The organism is Thermodesulfatator indicus DSM 15286 (assembly GCF_000217795.1).
Classification (GTDB): Bacteria; Desulfobacterota; Thermodesulfobacteria; order Thermodesulfobacteriales; family Thermodesulfatatoraceae; genus Thermodesulfatator; species Thermodesulfatator indicus.
Genome location: NC_015681.1, coordinates 87282 through 111638, shown reverse-complemented (window position 1 = coordinate 111638; position 24357 = coordinate 87282). Strand labels below are relative to the sequence as shown.

The window sequence follows — 24357 nt, the reverse complement described above, 5'->3', positions numbered from 1 at the left end:
CCTCAGGTTCCGCTAGGAGCAAAATTGTGAAATAAATACTTATCTTTTCACACTTTGTCAAGAAATATTTGTTGGAGTGTTAGGGGGCCAGGATTTTTCCCTCAAGGGTAAGAGAGAGCCACATAGGTAGTATACCCCTGGACTTCGTTTCTTTCAGAAGACAGGGTTTATTGGGATGGTTTTTTTGGTGATTGTTATGCCGTTGATTTTTTCTATTAGTGTTATTTTAGGAGTGATGGTGGGTAAGGGGATAGTTGTGTGGTCGGAGAGTTCTAGTTCGTGGGAAAGCGTGTTCCAGCGGCAGTGGCGGAATCTGTGCATGGCGTGGGTGTCTACTAGTTCTGTGCCTATGTTTGTTGTGTCGGGGATGATGTTGATGGCGTTTAGTTGGTAGGTGAGTGCGTGGGTGGTTGTTATGGCGTCGTTGGTGTTGAGCTGGTTATTTTCGTTTAGGTCGCATTTTCCGTCAATAGGGATTAGGTAGAGTGTTGCGGTCCAGGTGCCAAATATTCCTGCTTTTTGGAGTGTGTTGTAGATTGGGGTGAGGTTGAAGGTTAGGGTGTTTTGGCCGGGTTTTAGGGTCATATAGGGGTAAGCTTCCATGGCTCCTATGGAAGGGATGTTGTAATTTGAGGTGTCGATTTTGTTGGCAGAACTTAGTGCGCCGATGAATGAGTAGTAATAGTAGAGAGGGTTTGAGTTATACCAGCTGGGGTATTCTCTGCCGTTGTAGTAGAGGTAGTCGCCGTTTGAGAGGGTGTCGGAGTCGTCTAGTTCGGATTTTAGGGTGGTTGGGTTAGGGTATAGGTTGTTTGGGTAGGAGTAGGTTTTGAGTTTGCCGGAGCTGTCTTTTTGGAGCTCTTGGGGTAAGATGTAGAGGTCTTTGTAGGGTGAGCCTGTGGTTGAGGTTAGTTTTAGGTATGCGAAGTATTTGGTGTAGTAGTTTTTTTTGAGGGTTTCGGCCAGAGCGGGGGGCAAGTAGCTTGCTTTGTGGAGCTCGACGCCGTTGTATTTTATTGGGATGCCGCTGATGGTTTGTAATGGGTTTAGGTTGTTTTGTATGGTGACGGAGAGTGTTTTGGTGGCATCGTTATAGTTGTGAGAGATGTATGTTGCTTGGCATTTGGCACCTGCGGGGAGTTCGTATTGGTGTGTGGGATCAGATTGGCGGTAGTGTTTAGGGAAGTCGGCGTTTACGGTGGTGTTATAATCAACAGGTTTAAAGTCAATCCAAGTTTTTAGTAATAGATGGTTTTCGTCGTTTGGTTCAAAGAATATTATACCGTAACCATAGTTATTTCCTACATCCGTTCCTACAAAAGCCCACCAGTGTTGAGGGATGCCGGGAGTATTTTTATAAGAACTCGTTCCTTGAGCCAGGAGATCAGAGCCTTGTATGTTTGTGTAAGTGCTATCCGTCCTGTATACTTGGTAAGTGTAACTGAGGTCACGATAATATTCTACACCGGCTCCGTTGGCCAAGCCAAACAGGAAGAGCACGAGAAATAAACTTGCCCACAGGTTTCTTAAGGTTGCCATACCTATGCAGGCAAGCCACTTTAATTTAAATGTTTTTTATTATTCGAAAGAGATGAAATTAAAAGAGATTAAAAGGAAGTGAAATAAGGAGGGATTAAAGGAGAGAGAGTTTAAAAATCGCCACTAATAGGTGGGCCAGTAGGAGTAGCAGAATTGCTGCTGCTTGTAGTAGCAGGGTCTTCTTTTTTATCTTCAACCCATTTTTGAGTGCCACCACCTATGGTAAGTTCTAACCCGGAAAGCTTTGGCTTAATGCCGTCTAAAGGTAATCTAACGCCGAGGTTTGTTGCTCCTTTGAGAGCTTCAATTCTTGCCCTTAGTGCTTCTTGAATGCTATGGTTTGGTATGTTGTAGCCAAGTTCTGCACCTAAAGAGCCGCCAAGGTCTTCTGTTCCAGCGTATAAGTCAGCACCTACTCCGATTGTTTTCTGAAAAGGTGCTACGAATAGTTCAGCACTGTAACCTGTGTTGTCATCAAGATGCGCAAAGCCGCCTTCAACCCTTGCACCTTTAAGGAAATCCCTGCTTAACGGAAAGCTAACCGCAGCAAATATCCTGTCTTCAGCCCTTGCCTTTTTAGCAGGCAAGATGTAAGCACTTGCAAATGCAACAGCACCTACCAAAGACCCAACAACGAATTTTTTCCAATGTTCATATGCCATTGTGTCTTCCCTCAAGTTCCGCTAGGAGCAAAATTGTGAAATAAATACTTATCTTTTCACACTTTGTCAAGAAATACCTATTTAATTTTATTAGAGACGAGACCTCTGCAAAATGTTACTTAAGAGACTGCTTCGCCCTGTCGGGCTCGCAGTAACTAAATGGTAAATGGCTAATGGTGGATAGCTGATAGTACTAAAACTTTTCACTTCTCACTTAACTTGCTAAATGGCAGTTGGTCGATGGCAGGTGGCTAAGCCACCAATGTTTAAGCAGGATTATGGTGGTTACATGTTTTTATGGCCTTTTAGTGTATTTCGGCTTCGACTTCTAATCTTACCATTTGAACATGAATACACCCGTTTTTGTCTTGAGGGTGTTTTTCAAGATATCTTTTTATCACCTCGCTTATAAACTCTTCTCTATTATTTTCAGGAATTCTTTGGAGGTAAGGAAGCCAGGTAGAGAGGAGCCATGAAGCAAAAGTTTTCTCGTCTTGATGAATCATATCTTTTGTTAATAGCTCAATCCTTTTTGGTTTAAAGCCAGCTATCTTTAGCCATTTACTGTATTCTTTAGGGCTATAAAAACCATAAGGAAATGAGAAATTTTTAAAAAATTTAGACCACTTTGGTTGTCTTATAATATTTTCTAAGACCTTTATAATTTCTTCTGCATTTCCCTTACCACCCATTTGAAAAAAGATTTTTCCAGAAGGTTTTAAACTTGTTTTTATTCTTTTAAGGACAGAAAGGTGATCTATTACCCAATGTAGACAAGCATTTGAAAATACGATATCAAATTCCTTCTCAAAAGTGATTTCTCTTACATCTTTTACCAAAAAACTGAGATTTGGATATTCTTTTGACAAAAAATTTTTCTTAGCCATGTTTATCATATCTTTTGAGCTATCAATTCCTACAACAAATCCTTTGGGAACTCTCTGGGCAATAAGGGCTGTTATTTCTCCGTCTCCGCAACCAATATCTAAAACTTTTTCATCGCCTTTAAAATCAATTTTTGAAAGTAGTTCTTGACCCCATCTTTTTTGATTCGAAGAGCTAATGCGATATTCTTCAGGATTCCATTTGTAACTCATGTTTTATAATTTAAATCTCGTTTTCCTTAAAATGCACTTTTGATATCTCAGGGCTAATAACGGGAAATTCTCAGCTATTGGCCTCTTTGCTAAGGCATTGTAAGGTAAAGAGAGATTGTGAACCAGGTAAAAATTTATGGAAACCTTATTTGTCGTACGGGCGAAGCAGCTTTTAAGTAAAACCTCCGGCAAAGATCTCTTTACAACATGGAAAAACTAAAACAGATTTCTATTTTTGAGCGCGTTGAAGAGCGTGTCTGGCCATCGGTAGAATTTTTTCCCTTGAATACTCCTTATCAAAAAATAGAAAACATTGTCCGTGAAGATATTCTCTCTTCAAGTCGCTATACCATCGTTACCGGCTATTCTTCTCTTGAATACCTTATTTCGTTCTTTGGCGAGGGTCATTTCCCTAACCGCAAGATTACCGTGGTGTTAGGCCACGAGCTTGATCTCCCTGAAGAGCAGTTAAAGGCTCCCTGGCCCAAAGTTAACCTCTCTCAGGAGATAAAGGAATACTGGCTTGAAAAGGGTATCTCTGTAACCCTTAGTGGTGCTCTTCTCAATTTTCTCGAAGAGTTAAAGGCGAGAAATATTGTCTTTCGCCTGGGCCGAGAGCTTCACGCCAAGGTCTATCTGGGAGATACCCATGCTATTTTGGGCTCAAGCAATTTTTCCCGGGCTGGCTTTGTTTTTCAAAAAGAGGCCAATATTCGCCTCTCAGCCACAGACCCACGCTACGAAGACTTAAAGCTTATTGTCTCAAACTTTGTTAAAGACAGTCAGGATTACCAGGAGGAGATAATAGCCCTTCTAGAGCAGCTTTTGCGCTACGTAAGCTGGCAGGAGGTGCTGGCCTATGCCATTTGCCAGATAATGGGCGACGAATGGCTTACTCAGCACGAGGGTTTAAGCCGGGTGCTTGCCAGGCTAAAGCTTTGGCCTTCCCAGCGGCAGGCCGTGGCTCAGGCCCTATGGGTGCTTGATAACCACGGAAGTGTGCTCATTGCTGACCCCACCGGCGCCGGGAAGACCAAAGTAGGGCTTGCGGTGCTTACGGCGCTAAGTTTCAGGTTTCTTTCCCGGCAGGAGTTAAGACGCCTTTCAAGCTACGTAATCTGCCCACCTGGTGTTAAAGACCAGTGGGAAGAAGAGGCTTTAAGCGAAGACATTCCCTTTGTGCCAGAGGCCATTTCTCAGGGGCTATTAAGTGTGTCACACGGTGAGGCCAGAAGCCGTGCCCTTGAAAAGATTAGGCGGGCCAATATCCTCCTCATCGACGAAGCCCATAATTACCTTTCCCGTACTTCCAGGCGTTCGCAGAGTATCCAGTTAAACAGCCTGGCTGAACACGTAATCCTCATGACCGCCACGCCCATAAATCGCGGCGTGGAAGACCTCCTGCGTTTAATGGAAGTCCTTGGCCTTGATAACCTTTCTGAAGAGGGCCTTGAGACCTATCAGAAACTAAGACGTGAGATTGAAACCACCGGGAAATTTTCTCGTGATCAGCTGGAAAAGCTTAGGCGTTATGTTCAGCTCTTTACCGTGCGGCGCACCAAACAGGAGTTAAACCGTCTCATTGAAGAAAAACCAGAGGAATATCGTGACAAATTTGGGCGTCTCTGCCGTTTCCCGAAAGAAATTAGCAAACTTTACCCTACAGGAGAAACCCAACGCGACCGCGAGTTAGCTCTTAAGATTGACGAGCTTTCGCGGGAACTCAAAGGCCTTGTCTGGTTGCGAAAAACTATCTTTGATCTCTGGCAAAACGAAAACGCCTTTGACGCTAATTTTTTAAGTAAAAGGCTTTCTGCAGCCCCGGCCCTGGCCCGGTTTAATGTCAAGGCCATGCTGCGCTCCTCAAGAGTGGCTCTCGTGGAGCACATTGAAGGCACTGAAGCCGCCCAAAGGGCCTTTGGGCTTAGCGGCAAGTTCAAGCACGCCACTGGCGACATTCTAAGTGCCCTGGCTGACTGGAAGCTTAAAGCCAAGGAGCTTTTCAGGCCTTTGCCGGAGACTGCTGAAGCGCCTCTCTGGCTTAAAAGCAAAGAGGCCTTTCTTGAGGCCCTTGACCAGGAGATGAAAATCTATGGCCGGATAGCCAGTCTTTGTCGGGAAATATCCCCTGCTCGCGAAGAAACCAAGGCCCGCTTTGTACTTGAGCTTTTCAAAAAACACAAACTTATTCTGGCTTATGACAGCCGTTTAATCACGCTGGCCTATCTGGAAGGCCTTGTAAAGAGGCTTGACCCGGAGATAAAGATACTTTTCGTTACCGGGGGAAGGCCAAAGGAAAGACGCCTCCTTAAGCGCTTCTTTTCTCTGGGGTCGCCGGCCAAGAATGTGCTTGCCCTTTGTTCTGACGCGGTGGCTGAAGGTGTAAACCTTCAGCAGGCAGGAGCGGTGGTGTTTTTTGATCTACCTTCGGTTATAAGGCTTGCTGAGCAACGCATCGGCCGTATTGAGCGCCTTGATAGCCCTCACGAAGAAGTTGAAATTTACTGGCCAAATGACTCGCAAGAATTCTGTGTTTCCACTGACAGGCGTCTTGTTGAGCGCCACCTGCTAGTGGAAAACATACTGGGAAGCAATATCAACATCCCTGAAGAGTTTCTGGAATACGCCCAGGGCTATCAGGAAGAAAAGATTACCGGGCGCATGATGCTTGAGCTTTTTGAACAAAAAAGAAAGGAATTTGAGGCCAGTTTTTGGGACGGGCTGGCTGATGCCTTTCAACCGGTCAAAAAACTTATGGAAGGTGAAAACCCATTAGTACCTGAAAAGACTTTTAGAGAGATAAAGGGCCTCAAGATAAAGGGTTCGTTGGTTAGCGCGGTAAAGGCCAAAAGGCCGTGGTGCTTTTTGTGTCTCAAAGGTTCAAAGAAGGCTAATACCGCGCCTTCATGGGTTTTCCTTGAAAAAGGGAAAGAACCGATAACTGATATTTCAGAAATTTGTCAGAAACTACGAGAGAATTTAACCCCTGACGAGGCTTCTATCCCCTGGTTAAAAGGGGCTGATGAGCTTTTGCAGAGCTTTCTTGAAGACCTCAAAAGGGCAGAATTTTTACTATTGCCGGCCAGACATAAGCGGGCTTTAAAGGTCTTCCAAGAAATTTTAAGGTATTACCACCGCAGGGATAGGGGCCACGAAAGAAGGGCCGTGGTGGCGCGCCTTCTTTATTTGATTGAAAACTACCGCGAAGAAAACCTTGACCTCTATCACTTCTCCCGCCTGTGCCTTGAGCTTCTGGTGCCAAAACTTCAGGAATTCATAAAAACGACCCAGAAAAGAGGCCCTTTTCTCCTAAAAGACCTGAAAACATACTTGCGAGAAAACCCTCTGACCACAGAAGAACTAAAGAGCCTTTTGGCAAACGTGAAGACCAAAGACCCGGTAGAAAAGATGATAGCCGCCTGCCTCCTAGGCTTACCAGAAGAAAGTAAGGAGTGAGGAGACTTGCTTAGCTGTTTGAGACGGCTTCGCCTCTCAGGAGATTACCTCGTTGGCCTTACACGCCTTCTCACCTTTCACCTTTCACTTTTCACTTTTCACTTCTTCTTGTAGCAGCTTCAAGGAGTTTTAAGGCTGTATTTCTGATTTTTTCGGCCATGGTAAGCTTTTTAAGCCATCTTTCAGGGATGGCCTTCTCGCCGTAATAGGCACCAGCAATCTGCCCGCACACGGCACCGGTGGTATCTGCGTCATCACCAAGATTAATGGCCATTAAAACAGCCTCTTCAAAGGACTCACTTTGCCAGAAACACCAGAGAGCGGCTTCAAGGCTTTCTACCACGTATCCCGTGCCTCTTATTTCGTATTCTTCTTTTTCAAAATAGGCACCTCTGGCTATATCAAGAATTTTGGGACTGGCTTCAAAATTTTCGCTATCAGCAAGAAGGATTTCTTCTTTGGGCTTCCCGGCAAGAGCTCTTATCAGCATTCGAGCAAAAAGACGCGCGGCGTCCAGGCATTCTTGGGCTCCGTGGGTGGTTCTGGCGCTTTCCTGGGCGTACCATTCGGCCTTTTCTATGTCCGGGTAGAAAAACATAGGCACTGGAGCCAGCCGCATAATGCAGCCGTTACCAGCAGACCAGGGGTCTTTTGAGCCGGCAAAGGGGTTTCCGGTTTGGCGAAACTTTTCAAGGGCCTTTTTAACCGTATTTCCTATGTCAAAGCACACCCCTGTGCTGCTCAAATATCCTTCCTCGTACCAACGGCAGTAACGTTCCATCTGGTCGTGAGGGTCAAAGCCGCCTTTTTCAATAAGGCTTTCGGCCAGACAAAGGGCCATGGAGGTATCGTCTGTCCACTGTCCGGGTTCAAGGAAATGTGGGCCTCCGCCAATCATGTCCGTGACAGGCTCAAAGAGGTCTCTTGCCTGGAACTCAAGAGGAGCCCCTAAGGCGTCTCCCACGGCCAGCCCCAAAAGGCAACCGGTATATCGTTCACGTAAAGTCATAAGCACCTCGCTAATTTATTTCCCTCTTGAATATATTGAGTTTACTATTCAGAATAGAGAGACGTCTGTAAAATTTAAAAAACATAAATAGATCACCACGGCGGCATTGGTGCCTCGTGACAGGGATTGCTTCGGCTGTTGACGCAGCCTCGCCATGACTCCTTTAGGGTGTCACTGCGAGCCCGTATGGGCGAAGCAGTCTCTAAAGTATAGCATTTTGTAAAGATCTCCAAAATAGAATTTTTCAGCAACCGATTAGGAGGAAATATGTTTTGGCACAGGTTAGCCAAGCTCCTCTTTGAAGGAGCTATGTTGAAACGCCTTGAACGCACGGGATATGCCTATTTGGGGACAGGCAAAGAGAACATAGCGGCCCATTCCTTTGGTGTTTCCTTGGCCGCTATGATGCTTGCCAAGCTCGTTCCAGAAGTTGACGAAACTAAACTGCTTAAGATGGCCATTTTGCATGATTTTTTAGAGGCACGCACCGGGGACCTCAATTCGGTAAACAAACTCTATGACAGAGTTGACGAAGAGGCCGCGGCTAACGATGCCTTCTCTGGTCTTCCTTGGGAGGAAGAATGGCAGGAGCTTTTAAGAGAATACCGCGAGGCCAAGACCCTTGAGGCCCAACTAGTCCATGATGCCGACCAGCTAGACCTCATGGTTATGCTCAAGGAGCAGCATGACCTGGGAAACCCTTACGCCCGCCGCTGGCTGGTTTACGCCAAAAGAAGGCTTCGTACCGATATTGGCCGTAAACTTGCAGAGGCCATTACCGAAACAGATTGGGCCTCCTGGTGGCTTGACCAATTTGTGGCCAAAGATGAAACCAACTGAGCTTTGTGCCCGTTGTGGTAAATGCCTGGTGGCCTGTCCTGTGTTTAAGGCCACCAGACGCGAGACCTTTTCTCCCAGGGGAAGGCTAATGGCCCTCGAGGAGAAGAAGGCCTCTTTTAGTTTTTGGGCTAGCTGTCTTTTGTGCGGTGCCTGTGAGAAGACCTGCCCTAATAATGTTCCCCTTCTGGAAACACTGGTTAAGGCCAAGTTAGCTCATCCCATACCTACGCGATATTTGCTGGCCGCGGCTGATAAATTAAAGCCAATAGCCTCGGAAAGGTTTTCTATTAAAAAAGAACTAGTTTCTTTAAAGGGAAAGAAAATAGCTATTTTTCTCGGCTGTGGTGGTGAGCTTCTTTATCCACAGGCCATAAAGCACTTAATAAGTTTATGTCCACGGCCTGCTGACCTGTTTGTGCCTCAAGAACAAACCTGTTGCGGGCTTCCTTTCCTGGCGGCAGGTGATGAGAAGGCCTTTAAAGAACACTTAGAAACAAACCTTAAGGCCTTTAAGCAGGCTGAGCTTATTATAACCCTTTGTGCTTCCTGCCTTTTTACTCTTAAAAAAATTTATCCCGCGTTCACCGGAGACGATGGGATATCAGCCAAAACTCTGGACGCCATGGCCTATCTGGCTAAAAATCAGGATTTAGAGTTTAGTGTGCCTAAAGAAGACATTTTTTTTCAGGTGCCCTGTCATTTGAAAAATTTAGACACCTTCCCTTGGTGGCGAGATTTAGGCCTTCTCTACTATGAAGGCTGTTGCGGCCAGGCAGGGGCTTTTGGTTATCTTTTCTCCAAAAAGGCCGAGCAAATAAGGCGGCCCCTTTTTAAAGAGATTGAAAAGAGTAAGCCCCGTTACCTGGCCACAGCCTGTACTTCCTGTTTGCTGGCCCTTAAAAAGGCGTTTCCTACTTTTCCCGCTAAGATGGTGATAGAGTATCTGAAAACTTTTATTGACCCAAGATTTTCACTTAAGCGAGAACCTTAGTGTTGATATTTATGAGTTAGTGCTTTAAATGCTTTAGTAAGCATTATGCCAAACAAAAGGTCAAGGAGGCCTTATTATGTCGCTTAAACTGGTAATTCACGTGCCTGACTCAACTCGTTACAAGATAGCCTTAAAAATGGGTGTAAATTTCTTTAAAACCAAGGCCGATGGTGAGGAACTTCTGGCGCGTGTCCTGGTAAATGCCCAGGGCATTACGGTGCTTCTAGAACTTGATGAAGAAATCACAAAACTCATGGAAGAATTCATCTCTTTAGGCGGGGAGGTTCATTTCTGCCGCAACGCTATGAAGGCCTTCAATGTGCCTGAAGAAAAGGTCCCGGCTAACTGCCATATAGTTTCCGCGGGAATAAGGGCGCTGGTAGAATGGCAGGATAACGGTTTTCGCTACGTAAGAGCTTAATTAATTTGCCCAAACAGCTAGCACCTGTTAGTTTTAGCGGAAAGTTTTTAGGAGGAAATGATATGGAAAACGTAGCTAAAGGTATGCCTGGAATGGATAAAAGTGCCATAATTGAACAACAAGACCGCCGTGTCAAAGAGCAGCTTACCAGGATCCGTCACAAAATCATGGTTATGTCCGGCAAGGGCGGGGTAGGAAAAAGTTCGGTGGCGGTTAACCTGGCGGTAGGCCTTTCTTTACAGGACTTTATGGTCGGCCTCTTAGATGTTGACCTTCACGGTCCAAATGTTCCCAAAATGCTTGGTTTAAGGCGGGCTCATCTTCCTCGCCGTCCTGATGGCCGTATCGGCCCGGTGGTTTATTCGCCAAACCTCAAGTTTCTCTCTATTGAGCCTTTACTTCCTGAAGAAGATTCAGCCATCATCTGGCGTGGGCCATTAAAGATTTCTGCCATCAAACAGTTCATCGGCGATATTGACTGGGGAAAACTTGATTATCTGGTCATAGACGCCCCTCCTGGCACAGGTGACGAACCCATGACTATTGCTCAGACTATTCCTGATGCTTATGCCCTTTTGGTAACTACACCCCAGGAAGTTTCCTTGATTGACGTAAAAAAGTCTTACAATTTTTGCAAAAAGGTGAAGATGCGCATCCTGGGGCTGGTGGAGAACATGAGTGGTTTTATTTGCCCTCATTGCGGCAAGGAAGTTGACCTTTTCAAGCGCGGTGGAGGTGAGCGTTTAGCCGAAGAGCTTGGTATTAAATTTTTAGGTCGCATTCCCGTTGACCCAAGAGTAGTAGCCGCAGGCGATTCAGGTAAACCCATGATTGCGGCTTTTCCAGAGTCCAAAACCGCTGAGGCCTTTGAGGAGCTGGTCAGAAACGTGGTAGCCGCCACTGAAGAACTCTTGAAAGACATTGAAGAAGGGCGTTTTATGCGGGTGGCTGTTCCGGTGGAAGGTCCACTGGTAACTGATAAAGCCGATGAGGCCTCTATGTTTGCCATTTACGACGTAGAAAAAGGTGTCGTCAAAGTGAAAGACGTGGTTCCCAAACCTGATGATGCTCCCATGGACTTATGGCTTAAAGAGCAGGTGATTACTCATCTTTTAACGCCTCAAATTTCTAAGAAATTAAAAGAAAGCCTCACTAACATGGGAGTCCACGTGATTGAAAATATCCCGGCCAAGATGAAGTCTGACATGGCCGTGCAGGACTTGATAGCCGGAGTGATTAAAAAATAATTTTAGGGCCCCCAATTTGGGGGCCAGATTTTGATCTTTTTCTAAAATTTCGCCAGGGATCCCGCTGTTTCACCACCGGCTATCTACTATCGGCCATCTACCATTCTGTCACTGCGAGGAGGCCTGTTAGGAGAGATCCCTTCGCTGTGCTCAGGACAGGCGAAGCAGTCTATATAACAATTAACAGAATATTTCTTCGTAAAGAGAAAGCCCTTCGTCTTTACCAATCGGCCCGAGAAGGGCAAGGGTTGGTTTTACTCCAAAAACCTTTCTGGCAAAGGCGGTGATATCTTGAGGGGTAAGGGCCTTTATTTTCTCAACGGTTTCTTCGTAAGGAATATAACGGCCAAAGATGAATTCATTTCTGGCCAAGCGGGTCATGCGGCTATCGGGGTTATCTGCTGAAAGTAAAAGGGCGCATTTCAGGTTATCAAAGGCAGCTTCAAATTCTTCCTGGCTAATTTGATTTTCCATCAAAGCATCAAGTTCGTTCTTGATAACAGAAAGGGTCTCTTTAAGCTTTTCCTTTTCCACCGCTGCGTAAATGCCAAGCTGGCCGACATCTTCGTAAAGAGAAAGATAAGAATAAATGGCGTAAGCTAGCCCGCGCTTTTCGCGGACTTCTTGAAAAAGACGCGAACTCATGTTGCCACCAAGCAGGGTGTTAAAAAATAGAGCGGCGTAGCGACTTTCATCTCTTGTTCCTGGTGTGGCTACGCCCAGAACCAGGTGTACCTGTTCAAGCTCTCGCCTCTGAACGTCACATCTGGAAATGGGTTTAGGCCGGAGGCGCTTTTTAGTTTCTCCAGGAGCAAGTTTGCCAAAGTTGTTTTGGACAAGGTTTACCAGTTCTTCATGTTCTACCTTCCCCGCGGCGGCTATTACCAGGTTAGAGGCTTTGTAATATTTTTCGTAAAATTCAAGAACATCATTTTTGGATACGCGAGAAATAACTTCCCACTGGCCAAGAATTGGGCGAGCAAGAGGATGTTTTCCCCAAAGTAGGGTGCTGAATAGTTCATGAACCAGTTCTTCAGGGGAATCTTCAAGCATCTTTATTTCTTGAAGGATGATTTGTTTTTCGCGTTCAATGTCTTCGGGCGAAAAAAGTGGATTTAAGAAGATATCGGCCAAGAGGTCTAAAAAACGAGGCAAGTCTTCAGGCAACACCTTTCCGTGAAGACATGTGTATTCTTTGGCCGTGAAGGCGTTGGAGTAGCCTCCCAAACGGTCAAGCTCTTTAGCAATCTCTAAAGCCGTGCGCCGATGGGTACCTTTGAAGAACAGGTGTTCTATAAAATGCGTAAGCCCGTTTTGATAATCTTCTTCGTCTCGGCTACCAATGCTTAACCACAGGCCTAAAGAAACTGTAGGAAAATCTGCAATGTTTTCTGTTACCACCCGCAGGCCAGAGGGGAACAATTCTTTTTTGAGTTCTATACTCATGGCGCTCAAACATAAACCAAAGACGTAGAAATACAACCATAGATATTACTAGAGACCTTGCGAAATACTTTATTCAAGAGACTGTTTCGCTTAAGGCTCACCGTGACAACGTTAGAAAGTCATACGAAGGGTGAAGCGTTGAAGAGATTTGAGTTCATCACAAATGATTAAAGAAAAATCTCTTCTCGTCGAAAAAATATAAAAATAGATAAGGAGGTCGGGTATGAAGTTTGACACTATTAAGGCTCGTATCCAGGCCATCATTCTTGTAATGTTCCTATTGAGTATCCTAAATGCCGGCATGGTATTTATGGTTTTACAAAAAAATGCTGGAGATGCCCAGTATATTAACCTTGCTGGGCGCCAAAGGATGCTGGTGCAAAAAATGACCAAAGAAATTTTATCTAAAGATTTTGCATCAGCTAGGAACACAGCCAATCTCTTTGAAAATAGTCTCCAAATTCTTAAAAACGGAGATAGAAACAAAGGCTTGGAGCCTATTACTGATCCTAAAATATTGGCGGCTTGGGAAGACCTTCACTCTTGTTGGCAAGATTTCAAAAAAGCTTTTGATCGTTATCTTATTACCGGTAATAAAACAGACCTTAATTATCTCCTTGATCACAATTTAAAAATTCTTTCTTTGGCCAATACCCTAACCAAAAAATTTGAAGAAAAGGCTATCAGTAACCTCAATAGATTAAAGATTTATCAGATAGCCATATTGAGTTTTACCATGTTTTTACTGGCCGCTATCTGGTGGATGGCAAGGACCAAGATTATTGCTCCCATTGATAAGGCTGTAGCTTTAGTTATGAGGGTAGCAGAAGGGGATTTTACCGTTAAGTTTCCCAAAACTAGTAAAGACGAAATAGGAAGATTACTAGCCGCCCTTGAAGAAATGACCGAACGTTTGAGAGAGACCTTGAGAAACGTTGTTACGTCTTCAGATCAAGTATATTCGTCTTCTCAAGAAATTTACCGAGCCGGAGAAGAAGTAGCCGAAAAGGCCGTAAGATTGGCCCAAGAAGGAGAGGAAGTAAAAGAGGCAGAAAAGGCTATAAATAATAGTGTGCGAGCAGTTTCTGCGGCTTCTGAGCAGATGGTAGAAGCCATCACCGAGATCTCTCGCAATACTTCTGAGGCAGCCCGTATTGCCAGTGAGGCAGAGACTAAGGCCAAGGAAACTAACGATATAGTTAATAAACTAGGTGTTTCTTCTGAAGAAATAGGAGAGGTTATAAGTCTTATCCAGAGTATTGCCGAACAAACTAACCTTTTAGCCTTAAACGCCACGATTGAGGCAGCCCGGGCTGGAGAGGCTGGTAAAGGCTTTGCCGTAGTAGCTGGTGAGGTAAAAGAGCTTTCACGGCAAACTACTAAAGCTACAGAAAAGATATCCAGAAAAATTCAAGCCATTCAGACAGATGCTCGCGCTTCAGTAAAAGCTATCCAAGAGATTACTGAAGTTATAAGTCGAATAAATGATATATCAAATATGATAGCCAGTGCTGTAGAAGAACAGACTGCCATGATGGGAGAGATAAGCCAGGCGGCCAATATGTCTGCTGAAAGTGCAGAGCAAATAAGAGAAAAAATAGAAAAAATGTCACGGGCTATTAAAGATACGGCAGAAAAGGGCAATAAAAGTCGAGAACTTTCTCAAGAAATGATAGCCTTAGCTAATCGTCTTAAAGAACTAGCTTCTAACTTTAAAGTTTAATTTAATTGAGACTTTTGCAAAATTAAAAAAACAGAGAGTAGATAGCCACGGCGCCACCGGCGCCTGGCGATAGGGATCCCGCTTAATACTACAACCAGGCTTGTATAGGTAGTGGGCATATAAGGCCCCGCCACACAATGACTCAATTGTCGCCTATTTAGTGACCCCATTCCTGTGAAAACATCGACCAATAACCACCAACTCTAGTTCAAGAGAGATTCCTGTGCGTGGTCAAAGCCTACAATTTGTTGTGCCTGCTGGTGGTCGGTCAGGTTAATATCGCGCTCTTTGGCTTCAGTGGGGGCTACGACCTTACCTCGCTGTTTTATGCCGCTACCACTTTATACCCAAGTCTTTCTGCTTCTTCTTTTATTTTTGTCAATAATCTCTCCCTATTTATCTGCTTCAGATGATTTGCCCCTAATTCCCTGTATTCCTGACCCTCTTTGATGATAAAATACACCGCTTTCAATATCTTATGCGCTATGGCCCCTATGGCTTTCTTAGGCCCTCGACGAGCACGAAGTTGCCTATATTTTGCCGCATAATATGTCCCTTTCTTCCTCGTGGCCGCCCAAGACACCTCTATCAAAACGCTTCTTAAAGGATGTTTCTTTACCGGGCTCTTGCCGCTAATCCTCTTTCCTCCACTTTCGTTATTCCCTGGACAAACTCCTGCCCAACTGGCTAGCGCCCTCTCATTTGGAAAACTTCTCAGATCCGGCCCTACTTCTGCCAAAATAGCTCGCGCTGAAACTTCACTTACTCCTGGTATCCCTTTTAATCTCTCTATTAAATCTTCATGGTGTCTCATTACTTCCTTGATCCTTATATCCATAATCCCTATCTCTTTTTCCAGAGTCTCTATTATACTTAAGAGCGAATGCAAAAGAAAACGATGATGCTCTTCGAAAAAGCCACAAATAGAGCGATAGAGCTCTTCTACTTTCTTCTTAAGTTTCCCTTTAGCACAAGCCCTAACTTCTTCAAGGCTAGGCTTGGGGGTCTCTAAAAGTAATCTCATGATTTGACGACCTGTTTCCCCAAACAAATCTGAAACTACATTGTCTAGCTTAATATTTGCTGATTCAAAAAGCTTTTGAACTCTTTTCTTATAATCAGCAAGCGTTTTGACATGTTTCTGTCTAAGTCGTACTAGCTCTCTCCAGAAACGAACTTGTTTTGGGGGAATATAACTTGCCCGTAGCAGACCTACACGAAGTAATTCTGCTAACCAGCGGCTGTCTGAGACATCCGTCTTTCGTCCAGGGACATTTTTGATATGCCTGGCATTGACTAAGATCACTTCCACATAGCCTTCTAAAATATTGTGTATAGGCTGCCAGTAAACACCTGTGCTTTCCATGGCTACAATGGGACAATCTTTTTCGATCAGCCATTCTCTCAGGGCTATAAGATCGTCGGTAAAAGTTTCAAATTCTCGAACTTCGACTTCTATAGAACCATCAGGAAGAGTCTTTAGGATACATGCTGAGACGAAACGCTTATGAACGTCAAGGCCACAACAAATGGGATGAATAATTCTTAAAACCTGGTTATTTTCTTTTTCAGGAGCCATGGGTATATACCTCCTTTTTAAAGACTTTTTGAAGCAACAAAATATCCATGGCTCCTCTCTTTTCAATGTTTTCATGCCTTCGTTGTGCCCCTTTGGGGCATGGAGGTTAATATTAACAACCACCGTAAATACGGTTGTAGTATTCAGAGGGAATTTAAATTTTATTTCTGCCGAAATATGATGCAAAAACTAAAAAAATAATAATTTAAATATTCAAAATATCATAATCAGTGATTTTTATTTTTAGCCGCTCATAAAATTTGTGTAACAAACTTGCAAAAAACAAATTTTTTATTAATTTATAAACGATCTAAACAAAAAATTTTTATGAGGTGATAGCGGTGACCAAAGAAAAGATTGAATACTATCGTAAGTTAGGGCTTAAGATGACTCCGCAGCGTTTGGCCATTTTAGAATTTTTAGACGGTAATACCTCTCATCCTTCGGCTGAAGATATTTATCGTCACGTGGAGGGAAAGTTCCCCAGCATGTCTTTTGCCACGGTTTATAACACCTTAGAAGCCTTAAAAGAAAAGGGTTTGATACGAGAGCTGAGCATAGAACCGGGTAAAAAACGTTTTGATCCGAACCCTTCTCCTCACCATCATTTTATTTGTGAAAGATGCCATCAAGTCTATGATATTTTTGAAGATTTTCAGATAAATCTTCCTGAGGAATATCAAAAGCAATTTGAGATAAGAGAATGTGAGATCATTTTCCGTGGTATTTGTGCAGATTGCAAAAGAAAGGAGGTGTAGTTATGGCGGTTTTCCGTTGTGAAAAGTGTGGAGCCACTAAAGAAGGCCGTTGTAAACCGCGTAAATGCCCTAAATGTGGTGAACAGGGTACCATGAAAAAAGAAAGCTAGAGGATTTTTATGTGTATAGAACTTAAAATACGCTGTAAATGCGGGCAAAAAGAGGCCAGTTTTAATATGAGAGATAATATCATGCCCCAAGAAGTAATTTTGGGCCTCTATTGCCCGCTTTGTTCTTCTAAAGTGGAGTTTGACGAGACCACTATGATCTTGGATAACGGCTGGCTTATAGAGTATGACATGGATCTTGCCCGTTTTATGGCGCTAGCCAAGCTTGGTATTTCTGCCGAGGAGGTAACGCCTGCTTTTCTTTTTGACGAGGGTTATGCCACCTGGAAAGAGCTTTATCCAGGAGAATTAGAAGATATCAAAGAAGAAAAAGAAGCCATTGTGGCCATTCTTAAAGAAGACCCTCAAAGGTACTTTAAAGAACTTAGAAATTGGGCCAACGCCCGCATGGCCCGTCTTAAGGAAGAAGGCTGGCGCAAGGCCAGATTTATCTGAAATTAGCTTGATATTTTTCTCCTTAACAGGTAATACCTTTCTAACCAGTGGCGGGAGGTCTTCTATGCATCCATTAATAGAGGCGAGAGCCGGTCAAAAACTTTTGTTATTAGGGAATGAAGCTATTGCCAGAGGAGCCTTAGAAGCGGGTCTTAGAGTAGGAGCCGCTTATCCTGGGACTCCTTCTTCTGAGATAGGTAACAATCTGTTTCAGATCCAGCATGAACTTCCTGGTCTTTACTTCGAATTTTCTACTAATGAGAAAGTGGCCATGGAAGTAGCGGCTGCTGCAGCTGCTACCGGTTTAAGAAGCCTTACCTGTATGAAACATGTAGGGTTGAACGTGGCCTCTGATCCGTTAATGACCCTTGCCTATATCGGTGTGCGCGGTGGTATGGTCATTGTGGTGGCAGATGATCCTTCCTGTCACTCAAGCCAAAATGAGCAGGACAGCCGCTATTACGCCAGGCTATCAGGCCTTCCTTTGCTTGAGCCAGCTACCCCTGAAGAAGCCTATCAGATGACACGCTTTGCCTTTGAGCTTTCAGAAAAGCTTGAGCTTCCCGTGCTTTTGCGCACTACTACTAGGGTTTCTCACGCGCGAGGGGTTGTAGAAGTAGGAACACTGCCTTCTTATGACCAGCCTATCAAAGGTAAGTTTGAAAAAGATACACATCGCTGGGTGCCTATCCCTGCGGTAGCAAGAGTTAGGCACCAGGTGCTCCTTGAGAAGATGAAAGAAGCTCAAAGGCTGGCAGAGTCTTCTTCCTGGAATCGTACCTACGGAAAAGGTCCTCTGGGTATAATCACCAGTAGTGTTGCCGCCAACTATGTTGAAGACGCTTTTCAAGACCTCAATCTCTTTGAACAAATCAAAGTATTAAACCTTGGTTTTACACACCCTTGGCCAGTCAAGCTGATAGCAGACTTCTTGAAGCAAGTGGAAAAAGTTTTAGTGGTAGAAGAACTTGAACCTTATCTTGAAGAAGCCGTCAAAGTAGTGGCTCAGGAAGAGGGTATAAAGGTTGCTATCTTAGGCAAACATACCGGGCATCTTCCCAGGTATCTTGAGTTTGATCCTGGCCAGGTCAAACTGGCCATAGCTAGAGCTTTTTCTCTTGACTTGCCTAAGCCTGAAACACCTGATATTTCCTGGGTGCCGGAGCTTCCGCCAAGACCTCCCACTCTTTGCCCTGGCTGCCCTCACCGTGAGACTTACAACGTTATTAAAGATGTTTTAAAAGAACTAGGCATCCTTGAAAATACTATCTTTCCTACAGATATCGGCTGTTACACCCTGGGGATTTTGCCTCCCATTCAAATGGCTGATTATCTCATTTGCATGGGTTCAAGTGTAGGGGCTCCTTGTGGTTTTTCTGTAGCTACTGACCACCGTATAGTCTCTTTTATAGGTGATTCTACCTTTTTCCATGCGGGGCTTTCACCCTTAGCCAGCGCTGTTTTCAATAAACACAAATTTACTTTAGTTGTTCTTGATAACGAGACCACAGCTATGACTGGTCATCAGCCGGTTCCTTCTCAGGAATTACGTCCCAAAGTCCTTGAGGACCGTCCTAGAATAGATATTGAAGAAGTAGTGAGAGCCTTAGGAGTTAAGAATGTAGTCACTATAAACCCGTATCAAAAAGAAAAGGCCAAAGAGGCAGTGCGCCCTATACTTGAAAAAAATGAACTTTCGGTGATTATTGCCAAGGCCCCTTGTGTGCTTTACCGGGCCCGCTTGGCTAAGAAAAAGTAGTTGCGGGAGGACTTATGAAGAAACTTCGCATTTTAACGGTAGGCGTAGGAGGGCAAGGCATACTTCTTTTCTCTAAAATTTTGGGGGAAGCCTGCCTTAGAGCTGATATTCCTGTGACCATGTCTGAGGTTCACGGTATGGCCCAGCGAGGCGGCGTGGTTGAGACCAATATTGTTTTAGGTGGGATAAAAAGTCCTCTTATTGCTAAAGGAGAGGCCGATGTATTAGTAGGCCTTGAACCAGTAGAGACGTTGAGGGCTCTTCCTCGAGCTAGTAAAAATACGGTTATCATCTCGAGTACAGATCCAGTTGTTCCTCAAATAGTAAAAGACGGCCTGGCAGAATATCCAGAGCTCTCTCCTCTTTTTGAAAAATTAAAAAGGGCCTTTGAAAAGGTATATCTTTTCCCTGGCGAAAAACTGGCTAAAGAGGCAGGTACCAGTCGTGCTTTAAACGTAGTTACCCTTGGGGCTTTAATAGGAACAGGTATTTTGCCTTTTGATAACGAAGATATGATTGAGGCCATAAAAAAGGCAGTTAAACCTCAATTTTTAGAGCCTAACCTTAAGGCCTTTGATCTGGGTTATCAGGCGGTCACTTCTTAGTGCGAAAGCGAAAGAGATAGAGACCTTCTCTCGGGCCTATTAGCCTTATCAGTCCAAAATAAAAAACGGCACAAAAAACTATCAGGCCCAGGAGACCAAAAGTAAAATCAAGGCCAGAAAAGCTTTTTAAATATTTGTCCCCATAGAAAGCGATAAGCCCTAGCCCAAAAGTAGCCAATAAAATACGGGCTAAACCACTTACTACTTTAGTAAATTCTATTCCCTCAAGCTTTTTGGTAAGAACAACTACTTGAAAGATGGCCTGGGCCACGATACCGAGACTCATTCCCAAGGCTACAGCTTTGAAGCCCCAAGTTTTGACCAAAGTGGTAACTGTAAGAAGGTTAACAGCTACTGAGAGAAAACTTGAAAGCATAGGTATCTTTGGCTTGTGAAGCGCATAAAAAACAGGCGCGGTGACTTTGGTAAGGGCATAAGCAGGAAGCGAAATAGAAAATAAAGAAAGGGCCGTAGCCGTGGCTATGGTATCAGCCGGGCCAAACTGACCCCTTTCAAAAATTATCCTCACAATAGGTTTGGCTAGAATAATTAGCCCAACGGCTGAAGGAAGGGCTAGGGCTTGGGCCATAAGTATTGCAGAGGCGTAAGTAGAACGAAGGCTGAAAAAATCTTTACGAGCCGCTTGAGCTGAAACCACCGGAAGAATAGCTGTAGCGAGTGCTACTCCAAAAAGCCCTAGAGGCACATACATTAGCCTAAAGGCATACGAAAGCCAGGAAAGGGAACCTTCCTCACAAAGAGAGGCAAAATAAGTGTTGATAAAAATATTTAATTGTACCGCTGATAGCCCAATCACTGCCGGAGCCATTAGCTTAAAAATTTCTTTTACATAAGGGTCTTTTGGAGCGAAGGAGAGTTTGAAACGAAACCCCTTTTTCCAGATAGCCGGTGTTTGAATGCCTACCTGGGCTATGCCCCCAGCTATTACACCAATTGCCATAGCGGTTATAGGAGTAACCCCTGCTTTTACAAAGACAAAATAGAGAGAGACCCCTGTTAATATGGAAATTAGGTTGAAGACTGCTGAGGAAGCCGCTGGTAAAAAGAAAGTGCCAAGGGAGTTTAGCATACCAGCTATTACCGCTGAAGTACTTATTAAAGCCAGGAAAGGGAACATGATGCGAGTAAGAAAAGTGGCAAGTTGGAGTTTTTCGGGGTTGACCTTAAATCCCGGGGCAAGAAGACCAACCAAATAGGGAGCAAACAGCTCTCCCAAAAGGACAAGAAATATTACCAGGACTAATACTGTGCCTAAAGCCTTGCCGGCCAGACGCCAGGTCTTCTCGAGACCATATTTCTCTTTGTGTTGGGTGAAGACCGTAACAAAAGCCGTAGCCAGGGCTCCTTCAGCCAGGAGATCCCTTAAAAGATTGGGTATCCGGTAGGCCACTACGTAGGCGTCCATCTGGAGCCCGGCACCAAAAAAACCTGCTAGTACCTGTTCGCGGATAAGACCCAAGAGGCGGCTTAACAATACCGCAATGGTTACTGCTCGGGCTCCAGAGGCTATTTTTTTAAAGGCTTTTTGTTCTTGAGACATCTAGGATTGAGAAGATCTGGACTTAAGAGCCTGGTATAAATTAAACAGCGATGCTAATAAAGTTAAAACAACCACCCCTCCCAAAATAAAACCAGCTTTTAAAAAAGGAATATTATGCACTGCGTAAAAATTCTTTAAATAATAAAATGTCTTAACCCAAAGCCCCAATCCGGCCAGAAGTCCCAGGCTTAGAATTAGTCTGATTGGCCATCTTTTTAGTACTAATAAAGAGGGTAAAACGGCCAGGATCAAGGCTAATTCTATCTGGGCGTGTCGCCAAAAGTGAGCGGCCAAAAGGAGATAGGCTAACCATAAAAGGATGCTAGCTAGAAAATTCATGCTCTTTCCTTTGACCTTTTGCCAATCGGTGACGGGCAAATAGGGCTGCTCCTTGTAAGGCGGGATAAGGGTGTTTCACCAGCCAGATGGGCATTCCTTCTAGTAATTCTTGGTGTCTTCCTTTAGCTAAAAAAGCCTTTTGAAAAATTCCCCTTTCAAAAAAGGGAAAAAGTTTTGGGGCAATCCCGCCTCCTATAAAAACTCCGCCAGTAGCCAGACTTTTTAAGGCCAGATTTCCGGCTTCAGCACCGTAAGCGTAAAAAAATATTTCCAGGGTCTTTTCTGCTAGAGGATCTTTAGCTTCTAAGCCTGCTGGGCCTATTTCTTTAGCAGAAGATAGACGAGGAGTAATGCCTTTTTCTTGGCAGAGAAAAAAGTATATGTTTTCAATTCCTGGGCCGGAGACTACCCTTTCCCAGCTCACGTGACCAAATTTTTTAGCAAGATAAGCATGCAAACGGTAGGTAAGTTCGTCCCACGGAGCAAAATCAGCGTGCCCACCTTCGGTGGCTACAGGAAAAATTGAATCTTCTTTCCTTATTAATAGAGCTTCGCCAAGGCCGGTGCCAGCAGCGATGACTGCTATATTTCCTTTTTTATCCTGGTGCCCGGCTTTTATTGAGTATAAGTGTTTTCTAGAAATAAAAGGAAGTGAATAGGCCATGGCCTCAAGGTCATTCAAAAGAAAAACCTCTGAACAACCGAACTTTTTAGCCAGTTGATTGGCTGAGAAGCGCCAGCCCACGTTTACCATATTTACCCAGCCTTTGATTACCGGGCCAGCTACAGCTAAAGCGAGATACTTAGGCTTAAATGAGAACTCTGAAACGTAGGTTTTTAAGAGCTCAGTAATACTTGAAAAATTTTTTGTATAAAGGAGACGTAATTTTTTGGGCCTGGCGGGACCAGTTGTTTCGTAGATGGCCAGTAGGGCCTTAGTCCCGCCTATGTCTCCTGCTAAAATCATTACTTTTTCTTGGTGGTCCAGTACTTGTTGTAAAGTTCAATCAAATGTTTGGTAATGTCTATTTTTTCTGAAGCCCAATAAAGCCCGGGCATCCTTTTTTCAAGGATAAGGTCGTAACCTTCTTTTTTAGCCATGTCTTTTATTATTTTATCTAAATCCTGCATTATGGGTTTTAAGGCCTTTTCTTCTTCTTGCTTCATTTCAAACTGGGCATCTTCTCTGGCGGCCTGATATTCTCTTAGCATTTTTTGGTATTCCCGTTCTTTTTCTTTGCGTGCCTCTGGGGAGAGGAGAGGCGCTTTCTTTTCAAGTTCTGTTTTAAATTTACGTAATTCGCTTTCTTTTTTTTGGAGTTTGGCTTTTAAAGTTTCAAACTTGGCCTGAAGTTTTTTAAGAGCCTCTTGCCCGGCCTGAGAGTTTCTGACTACTGTCTGGATATCAACCACGCCAATTTTGGCTTCAGTGGCCCAGCTATTTGTACTCAAAAGTAAAATCCCAAAAACTATTAAAATTGCCAGCCTTTTCATAAAACCTCCTTATTGTTGGTTATTTTTTGATTACCACAAAGTCAACTCGGCGGTTAAGCGCCCATGCCTCTTCGTTATGCCTGGGATCAAGAGGCCGCTCTTCGCCAAAACTTACGGTGATAAGCCTTTCTGGAGAAACACCCAGGTTTATAAGATAGCGTTTCACGGCAAGGGCCCTTTTTTCTCCAAGAGCCAAGTTATATTCGCTTGAGCCGCGTTCGTCACAGTTGCCCTGAAGTTCTACTTTTATTTCTGGATTTTCTAAGAGAAACCGGGCGTTCTCTTGCAAACGATCTTTCATGTCATCACGAATATAATAGGAATCAAAGTCAAAAAAGATGGCCTTAAAAGGTCTGGTGCTGCGGCCATAAAGTAAAAGTTCTTCACGGTGGGCGTCTATCCATTCCGGATTTTGGGGTTCAAGGCCTACTTCTTCAAATATAGGGGGTTCTGAAAGCTTAGGAGTTTCTTGAGAGGGAACTTTGGCTTCTTCGGCCGGCTTTGTCTGCGGAGCAGATTCTTTTTTTACTGCAGGTGGAGGTGCTTCTTCTACTCCAGTTGGTATTTCTTTTTTGGCACAAGAGACAACAAACAATCCTACCATCAAAATTAACAACAAATTAAGTTTTTTCATAAAGCCTCCTTTCTTATGTTTAATAACCGGTAAGGTCATATTCTAACAAAAATTTTCCTGTCCACTCTTCAAGCCTTTGGCGCATAAGAGAAGTCAATCTATGCAATAAAGTTAGTTCATCATTTAAAACCTGGGTAATGTGGGCCATTTCTTTATCAGAAAGCATATTTAAATGTCTTAAACAAAAATAATCCCTACAAAGCATAGGGCGAGCTAAAATTTTACACCCCCTTGGCCCTACAAAAAAACACCTGCCAGGGACTTCTCTTTCCTCAGGGAATTTTTGCCCTAAAAGTAAGTTTAAAAGCAAAATTAAAACTGTACACTCGTTTTCTAGGCCTATTTTGCAGCAGCCTTTGCCGTCAATGACCGTACAAACATAACATTCATGGAAAGTGCCAGCCTCTTCCATAGCCTGATTGGAAGCCTCTATGGCTTTTACGTATGGAGAAAGAAGGGGAGCGATTTCAGGATCCTGGCGTAAATCGTCTCCCCAGATGATAAAAATTTCTTTGGCAGTTTCTATTTTTTCTTCTATAAGACGTGTAGGGTCAGGTCTTTTAGCACGGAGATATCGCATAGTGCTTATTTACCATTAAAATTGGAGGCCTAAAAGAGACAAAAGGAGGAATTT

23 protein-coding genes are annotated in these 24357 nt (G+C 44.0%); 11 read left to right on the top strand and 12 right to left on the bottom strand.

Annotation, left to right across the window (positions count from 1 at the left end):
• Positions 1-153 precede the first annotated feature (153 nt).
• From THEIN_RS00550 to THEIN_RS00540, 3 genes are all read right to left on the bottom strand, one after another.
• On the bottom strand, positions 154-1539 hold the full coding sequence (locus tag THEIN_RS00550; RefSeq protein WP_013906742.1) for a hypothetical protein: 1386 nt from the start codon (positions 1537-1539) through the stop codon (positions 154-156).
• Between the two features lie 110 nt (positions 1540-1649).
• Entirely contained in the window at positions 1650-2201 is a 552-nt protein-coding gene (locus tag THEIN_RS00545; protein ID WP_013906741.1) for a hypothetical protein, read from the bottom strand.
• Between the two features lie 305 nt (positions 2202-2506).
• The gene (locus THEIN_RS00540) at positions 2507-3298 is read right to left on the bottom strand and encodes a class I SAM-dependent methyltransferase (protein WP_013906740.1); all 792 of its coding nucleotides are present in this window, start codon (positions 3296-3298) and stop codon (positions 2507-2509) included.
• Between the two features lie 207 nt (positions 3299-3505).
• Between THEIN_RS00540 and THEIN_RS00535 the strand changes: the two genes are divergently transcribed.
• Complete coding sequence (locus tag THEIN_RS00535) at positions 3506-6754, top strand: SNF2-related protein (protein WP_013906739.1); 3249 nt, start codon at positions 3506-3508, stop codon at positions 6752-6754.
• A 91-nt stretch (positions 6755-6845) separates the two neighbouring features.
• Here THEIN_RS00535 and THEIN_RS00530 read toward each other — a convergent pair whose 3' ends face one another.
• Positions 6846-7763, bottom strand: coding sequence for an ADP-ribosylglycohydrolase family protein (locus THEIN_RS00530; protein ID WP_013906738.1), 918 nt, complete (start codon positions 7761-7763; stop codon positions 6846-6848).
• Positions 7764-8030: 267 nt separating this feature from the next.
• Here THEIN_RS00530 and THEIN_RS00525 point away from each other — a divergent pair, with 267 nt between their 5' ends.
• The 4 genes from THEIN_RS00525 (at position 8031) to THEIN_RS00510 (ending at position 11262) form a co-directional block, all read left to right on the top strand.
• Positions 8031-8603, top strand: coding sequence for an HD domain-containing protein (locus THEIN_RS00525; protein WP_013906737.1), 573 nt, complete (start codon positions 8031-8033; stop codon positions 8601-8603).
• Complete coding sequence (locus THEIN_RS00520; RefSeq protein ID WP_013906736.1) at positions 8590-9594, top strand: (Fe-S)-binding protein; 1005 nt, start codon at positions 8590-8592, stop codon at positions 9592-9594. The genes THEIN_RS00525 and THEIN_RS00520 overlap by 14 nt, the downstream gene beginning before the upstream one ends.
• Positions 9595-9670: 76 nt before the next feature.
• Positions 9671-10015 (top strand): DsrE family protein, encoded by a 345-nt coding sequence (locus THEIN_RS00515; protein WP_013906735.1) that lies wholly within the window; start codon positions 9671-9673, stop codon positions 10013-10015.
• 62 nt (positions 10016-10077) lie between these two features.
• Complete coding sequence (locus THEIN_RS00510; protein WP_013906734.1) at positions 10078-11262, top strand: Mrp/NBP35 family ATP-binding protein; 1185 nt, start codon at positions 10078-10080, stop codon at positions 11260-11262.
• Positions 11263-11442: 180 nt separating this feature from the next.
• Here the strand turns inward: THEIN_RS00510 and THEIN_RS00505 are convergent, their stop codons facing one another.
• Complete coding sequence (locus tag THEIN_RS00505; RefSeq protein ID WP_013906733.1) at positions 11443-12708, bottom strand: M16 family metallopeptidase; 1266 nt, start codon at positions 12706-12708, stop codon at positions 11443-11445.
• Positions 12709-12931: 223 nt separating this feature from the next.
• Between THEIN_RS00505 and THEIN_RS00500 the strand changes: the two genes are divergently transcribed.
• Positions 12932-14431, top strand: coding sequence for a methyl-accepting chemotaxis protein (locus tag THEIN_RS00500; protein WP_013906732.1), 1500 nt, complete (start codon positions 12932-12934; stop codon positions 14429-14431).
• A gap of 325 nt (positions 14432-14756) precedes the next feature.
• On the opposite strand, the gene THEIN_RS00495 is transcribed toward THEIN_RS00500, so the two are convergent.
• The gene (locus THEIN_RS00495) at positions 14757-16010 is read right to left on the bottom strand and encodes an IS110 family RNA-guided transposase (RefSeq protein WP_013906731.1); all 1254 of its coding nucleotides are present in this window, start codon (positions 16008-16010) and stop codon (positions 14757-14759) included.
• A 341-nt stretch (positions 16011-16351) separates the two neighbouring features.
• Between THEIN_RS00495 and THEIN_RS00485 the strand changes: the two genes are divergently transcribed.
• From THEIN_RS00485 to THEIN_RS00465, 5 genes are all read left to right on the top strand, one after another.
• Positions 16352-16768, top strand: a complete 417-nt coding sequence (locus THEIN_RS00485; RefSeq protein WP_013906730.1) for a Fur family transcriptional regulator — start codon at positions 16352-16354, stop codon at positions 16766-16768.
• Between the two features lie 2 nt (positions 16769-16770).
• Positions 16771-16878 (top strand): RCKP-type rubredoxin-like domain-containing protein, encoded by a 108-nt coding sequence (locus THEIN_RS00480; RefSeq protein WP_013906729.1) that lies wholly within the window; start codon positions 16771-16773, stop codon positions 16876-16878.
• Positions 16879-16887: 9 nt separating this feature from the next.
• On the top strand, positions 16888-17331 hold the full coding sequence (locus THEIN_RS00475; protein ID WP_013906728.1) for a hypothetical protein: 444 nt from the start codon (positions 16888-16890) through the stop codon (positions 17329-17331).
• 64 nt (positions 17332-17395) lie between these two features.
• Positions 17396-19090 carry an indolepyruvate ferredoxin oxidoreductase subunit alpha gene (iorA, locus tag THEIN_RS00470; RefSeq protein WP_013906727.1) on the top strand — a complete coding sequence of 565 codons (1695 nt, stop codon included), beginning with the start codon at positions 17396-17398 and terminating at the stop codon, positions 19088-19090.
• Between the two features lie 14 nt (positions 19091-19104).
• Positions 19105-19695, top strand: coding sequence for an indolepyruvate oxidoreductase subunit beta (locus tag THEIN_RS00465; RefSeq protein WP_013906726.1), 591 nt, complete (start codon positions 19105-19107; stop codon positions 19693-19695).
• Here the strand turns inward: THEIN_RS00465 and murJ are convergent.
• The 6 genes from murJ to THEIN_RS00435 all read right to left on the bottom strand — a co-directional run bounded on the left by murJ (position 19685) and on the right by THEIN_RS00435 (position 24303).
• A complete protein-coding gene (murJ, locus tag THEIN_RS00460; protein ID WP_013906725.1) occupies positions 19685-21256 on the bottom strand; it encodes a murein biosynthesis integral membrane protein MurJ in 1572 nt (523 codons plus the stop codon). The two genes, THEIN_RS00465 and murJ, sit on opposite strands and share 11 nt — an antisense overlap.
• Positions 21257-21407: 151 nt before the next feature.
• The gene (locus THEIN_RS12420; protein WP_281054741.1) at positions 21408-21536 is read right to left on the bottom strand and encodes a hypothetical protein; all 129 of its coding nucleotides are present in this window, start codon (positions 21534-21536) and stop codon (positions 21408-21410) included.
• A 42-nt stretch (positions 21537-21578) separates the two neighbouring features.
• Complete coding sequence (gene glk, locus THEIN_RS00450; RefSeq protein WP_013906723.1) at positions 21579-22562, bottom strand: glucokinase; 984 nt, start codon at positions 22560-22562, stop codon at positions 21579-21581.
• The gene (locus THEIN_RS00445; RefSeq protein WP_013906722.1) at positions 22562-23089 is read right to left on the bottom strand and encodes an OmpH/Skp family outer membrane protein; all 528 of its coding nucleotides are present in this window, start codon (positions 23087-23089) and stop codon (positions 22562-22564) included. The genes glk and THEIN_RS00445 overlap by 1 nt, the downstream gene beginning before the upstream one ends.
• A gap of 19 nt (positions 23090-23108) precedes the next feature.
• The gene (gene pal / locus THEIN_RS00440; protein ID WP_013906721.1) at positions 23109-23723 is read right to left on the bottom strand and encodes a peptidoglycan-associated lipoprotein Pal; all 615 of its coding nucleotides are present in this window, start codon (positions 23721-23723) and stop codon (positions 23109-23111) included.
• A 19-nt stretch (positions 23724-23742) separates the two neighbouring features.
• On the bottom strand, positions 23743-24303 hold the full coding sequence (locus tag THEIN_RS00435) for a hypothetical protein (protein ID WP_013906720.1): 561 nt from the start codon (positions 24301-24303) through the stop codon (positions 23743-23745).
• Positions 24304-24357: the final 54 nt, after the last annotated feature.

Excerpts from the sequence above, each read along its gene's own strand:
- THEIN_RS00550 (WP_013906742.1), bottom strand. The coding sequence starts at position 1,539 with ATGGCAACCTTAAGAAACCTGTGGGCAAGTTTATTTCTCGTGCTCTTC.
- THEIN_RS00545 (WP_013906741.1), bottom strand. The coding sequence starts at position 2,201 with ATGGCATATGAACATTGGAAAAAATTCGTTGTTGGGTCTTTGGTAGGT.
- THEIN_RS00540 (WP_013906740.1), bottom strand. The coding sequence starts at position 3,298 with ATGAGTTACAAATGGAATCCTGAAGAATATCGCATTAGCTCTTCGAAT.
- THEIN_RS00535 (WP_013906739.1), top strand. The coding sequence starts at position 3,506 with ATGGAAAAACTAAAACAGATTTCTATTTTTGAGCGCGTTGAAGAGCGT.
- THEIN_RS00530 (WP_013906738.1), bottom strand. The coding sequence starts at position 7,763 with ATGACTTTACGTGAACGATATACCGGTTGCCTTTTGGGGCTGGCCGTG.
- THEIN_RS00525 (WP_013906737.1), top strand. The coding sequence starts at position 8,031 with ATGTTTTGGCACAGGTTAGCCAAGCTCCTCTTTGAAGGAGCTATGTTG.
- THEIN_RS00520 (WP_013906736.1), top strand. The coding sequence starts at position 8,590 with ATGAAACCAACTGAGCTTTGTGCCCGTTGTGGTAAATGCCTGGTGGCC.
- THEIN_RS00515 (WP_013906735.1), top strand. The coding sequence starts at position 9,671 with ATGTCGCTTAAACTGGTAATTCACGTGCCTGACTCAACTCGTTACAAG.
- THEIN_RS00510 (WP_013906734.1), top strand. The coding sequence starts at position 10,078 with ATGGAAAACGTAGCTAAAGGTATGCCTGGAATGGATAAAAGTGCCATA.
- THEIN_RS00505 (WP_013906733.1), bottom strand. The coding sequence starts at position 12,708 with ATGAGTATAGAACTCAAAAAAGAATTGTTCCCCTCTGGCCTGCGGGTG.
- THEIN_RS00500 (WP_013906732.1), top strand. The coding sequence starts at position 12,932 with ATGAAGTTTGACACTATTAAGGCTCGTATCCAGGCCATCATTCTTGTA.
- THEIN_RS00495 (WP_013906731.1), bottom strand. The coding sequence starts at position 16,010 with ATGGCTCCTGAAAAAGAAAATAACCAGGTTTTAAGAATTATTCATCCC.
- THEIN_RS00480 (WP_013906729.1), top strand. The coding sequence starts at position 16,771 with ATGGCGGTTTTCCGTTGTGAAAAGTGTGGAGCCACTAAAGAAGGCCGT.
- THEIN_RS00475 (WP_013906728.1), top strand. The coding sequence starts at position 16,888 with ATGTGTATAGAACTTAAAATACGCTGTAAATGCGGGCAAAAAGAGGCC.
- iorA (WP_013906727.1), top strand. The coding sequence starts at position 17,396 with ATGCATCCATTAATAGAGGCGAGAGCCGGTCAAAAACTTTTGTTATTA.
- THEIN_RS00465 (WP_013906726.1), top strand. The coding sequence starts at position 19,105 with ATGAAGAAACTTCGCATTTTAACGGTAGGCGTAGGAGGGCAAGGCATA.
- murJ (WP_013906725.1), bottom strand. The coding sequence starts at position 21,256 with ATGTCTCAAGAACAAAAAGCCTTTAAAAAAATAGCCTCTGGAGCCCGA.
- glk (WP_013906723.1), bottom strand. The coding sequence starts at position 22,562 with ATGATTTTAGCAGGAGACATAGGCGGGACTAAGGCCCTACTGGCCATC.
- THEIN_RS00445 (WP_013906722.1), bottom strand. The coding sequence starts at position 23,089 with ATGAAAAGGCTGGCAATTTTAATAGTTTTTGGGATTTTACTTTTGAGT.
- pal (WP_013906721.1), bottom strand. The coding sequence starts at position 23,723 with ATGAAAAAACTTAATTTGTTGTTAATTTTGATGGTAGGATTGTTTGTT.
- THEIN_RS00435 (WP_013906720.1), bottom strand. The coding sequence starts at position 24,303 with ATGCGATATCTCCGTGCTAAAAGACCTGACCCTACACGTCTTATAGAA.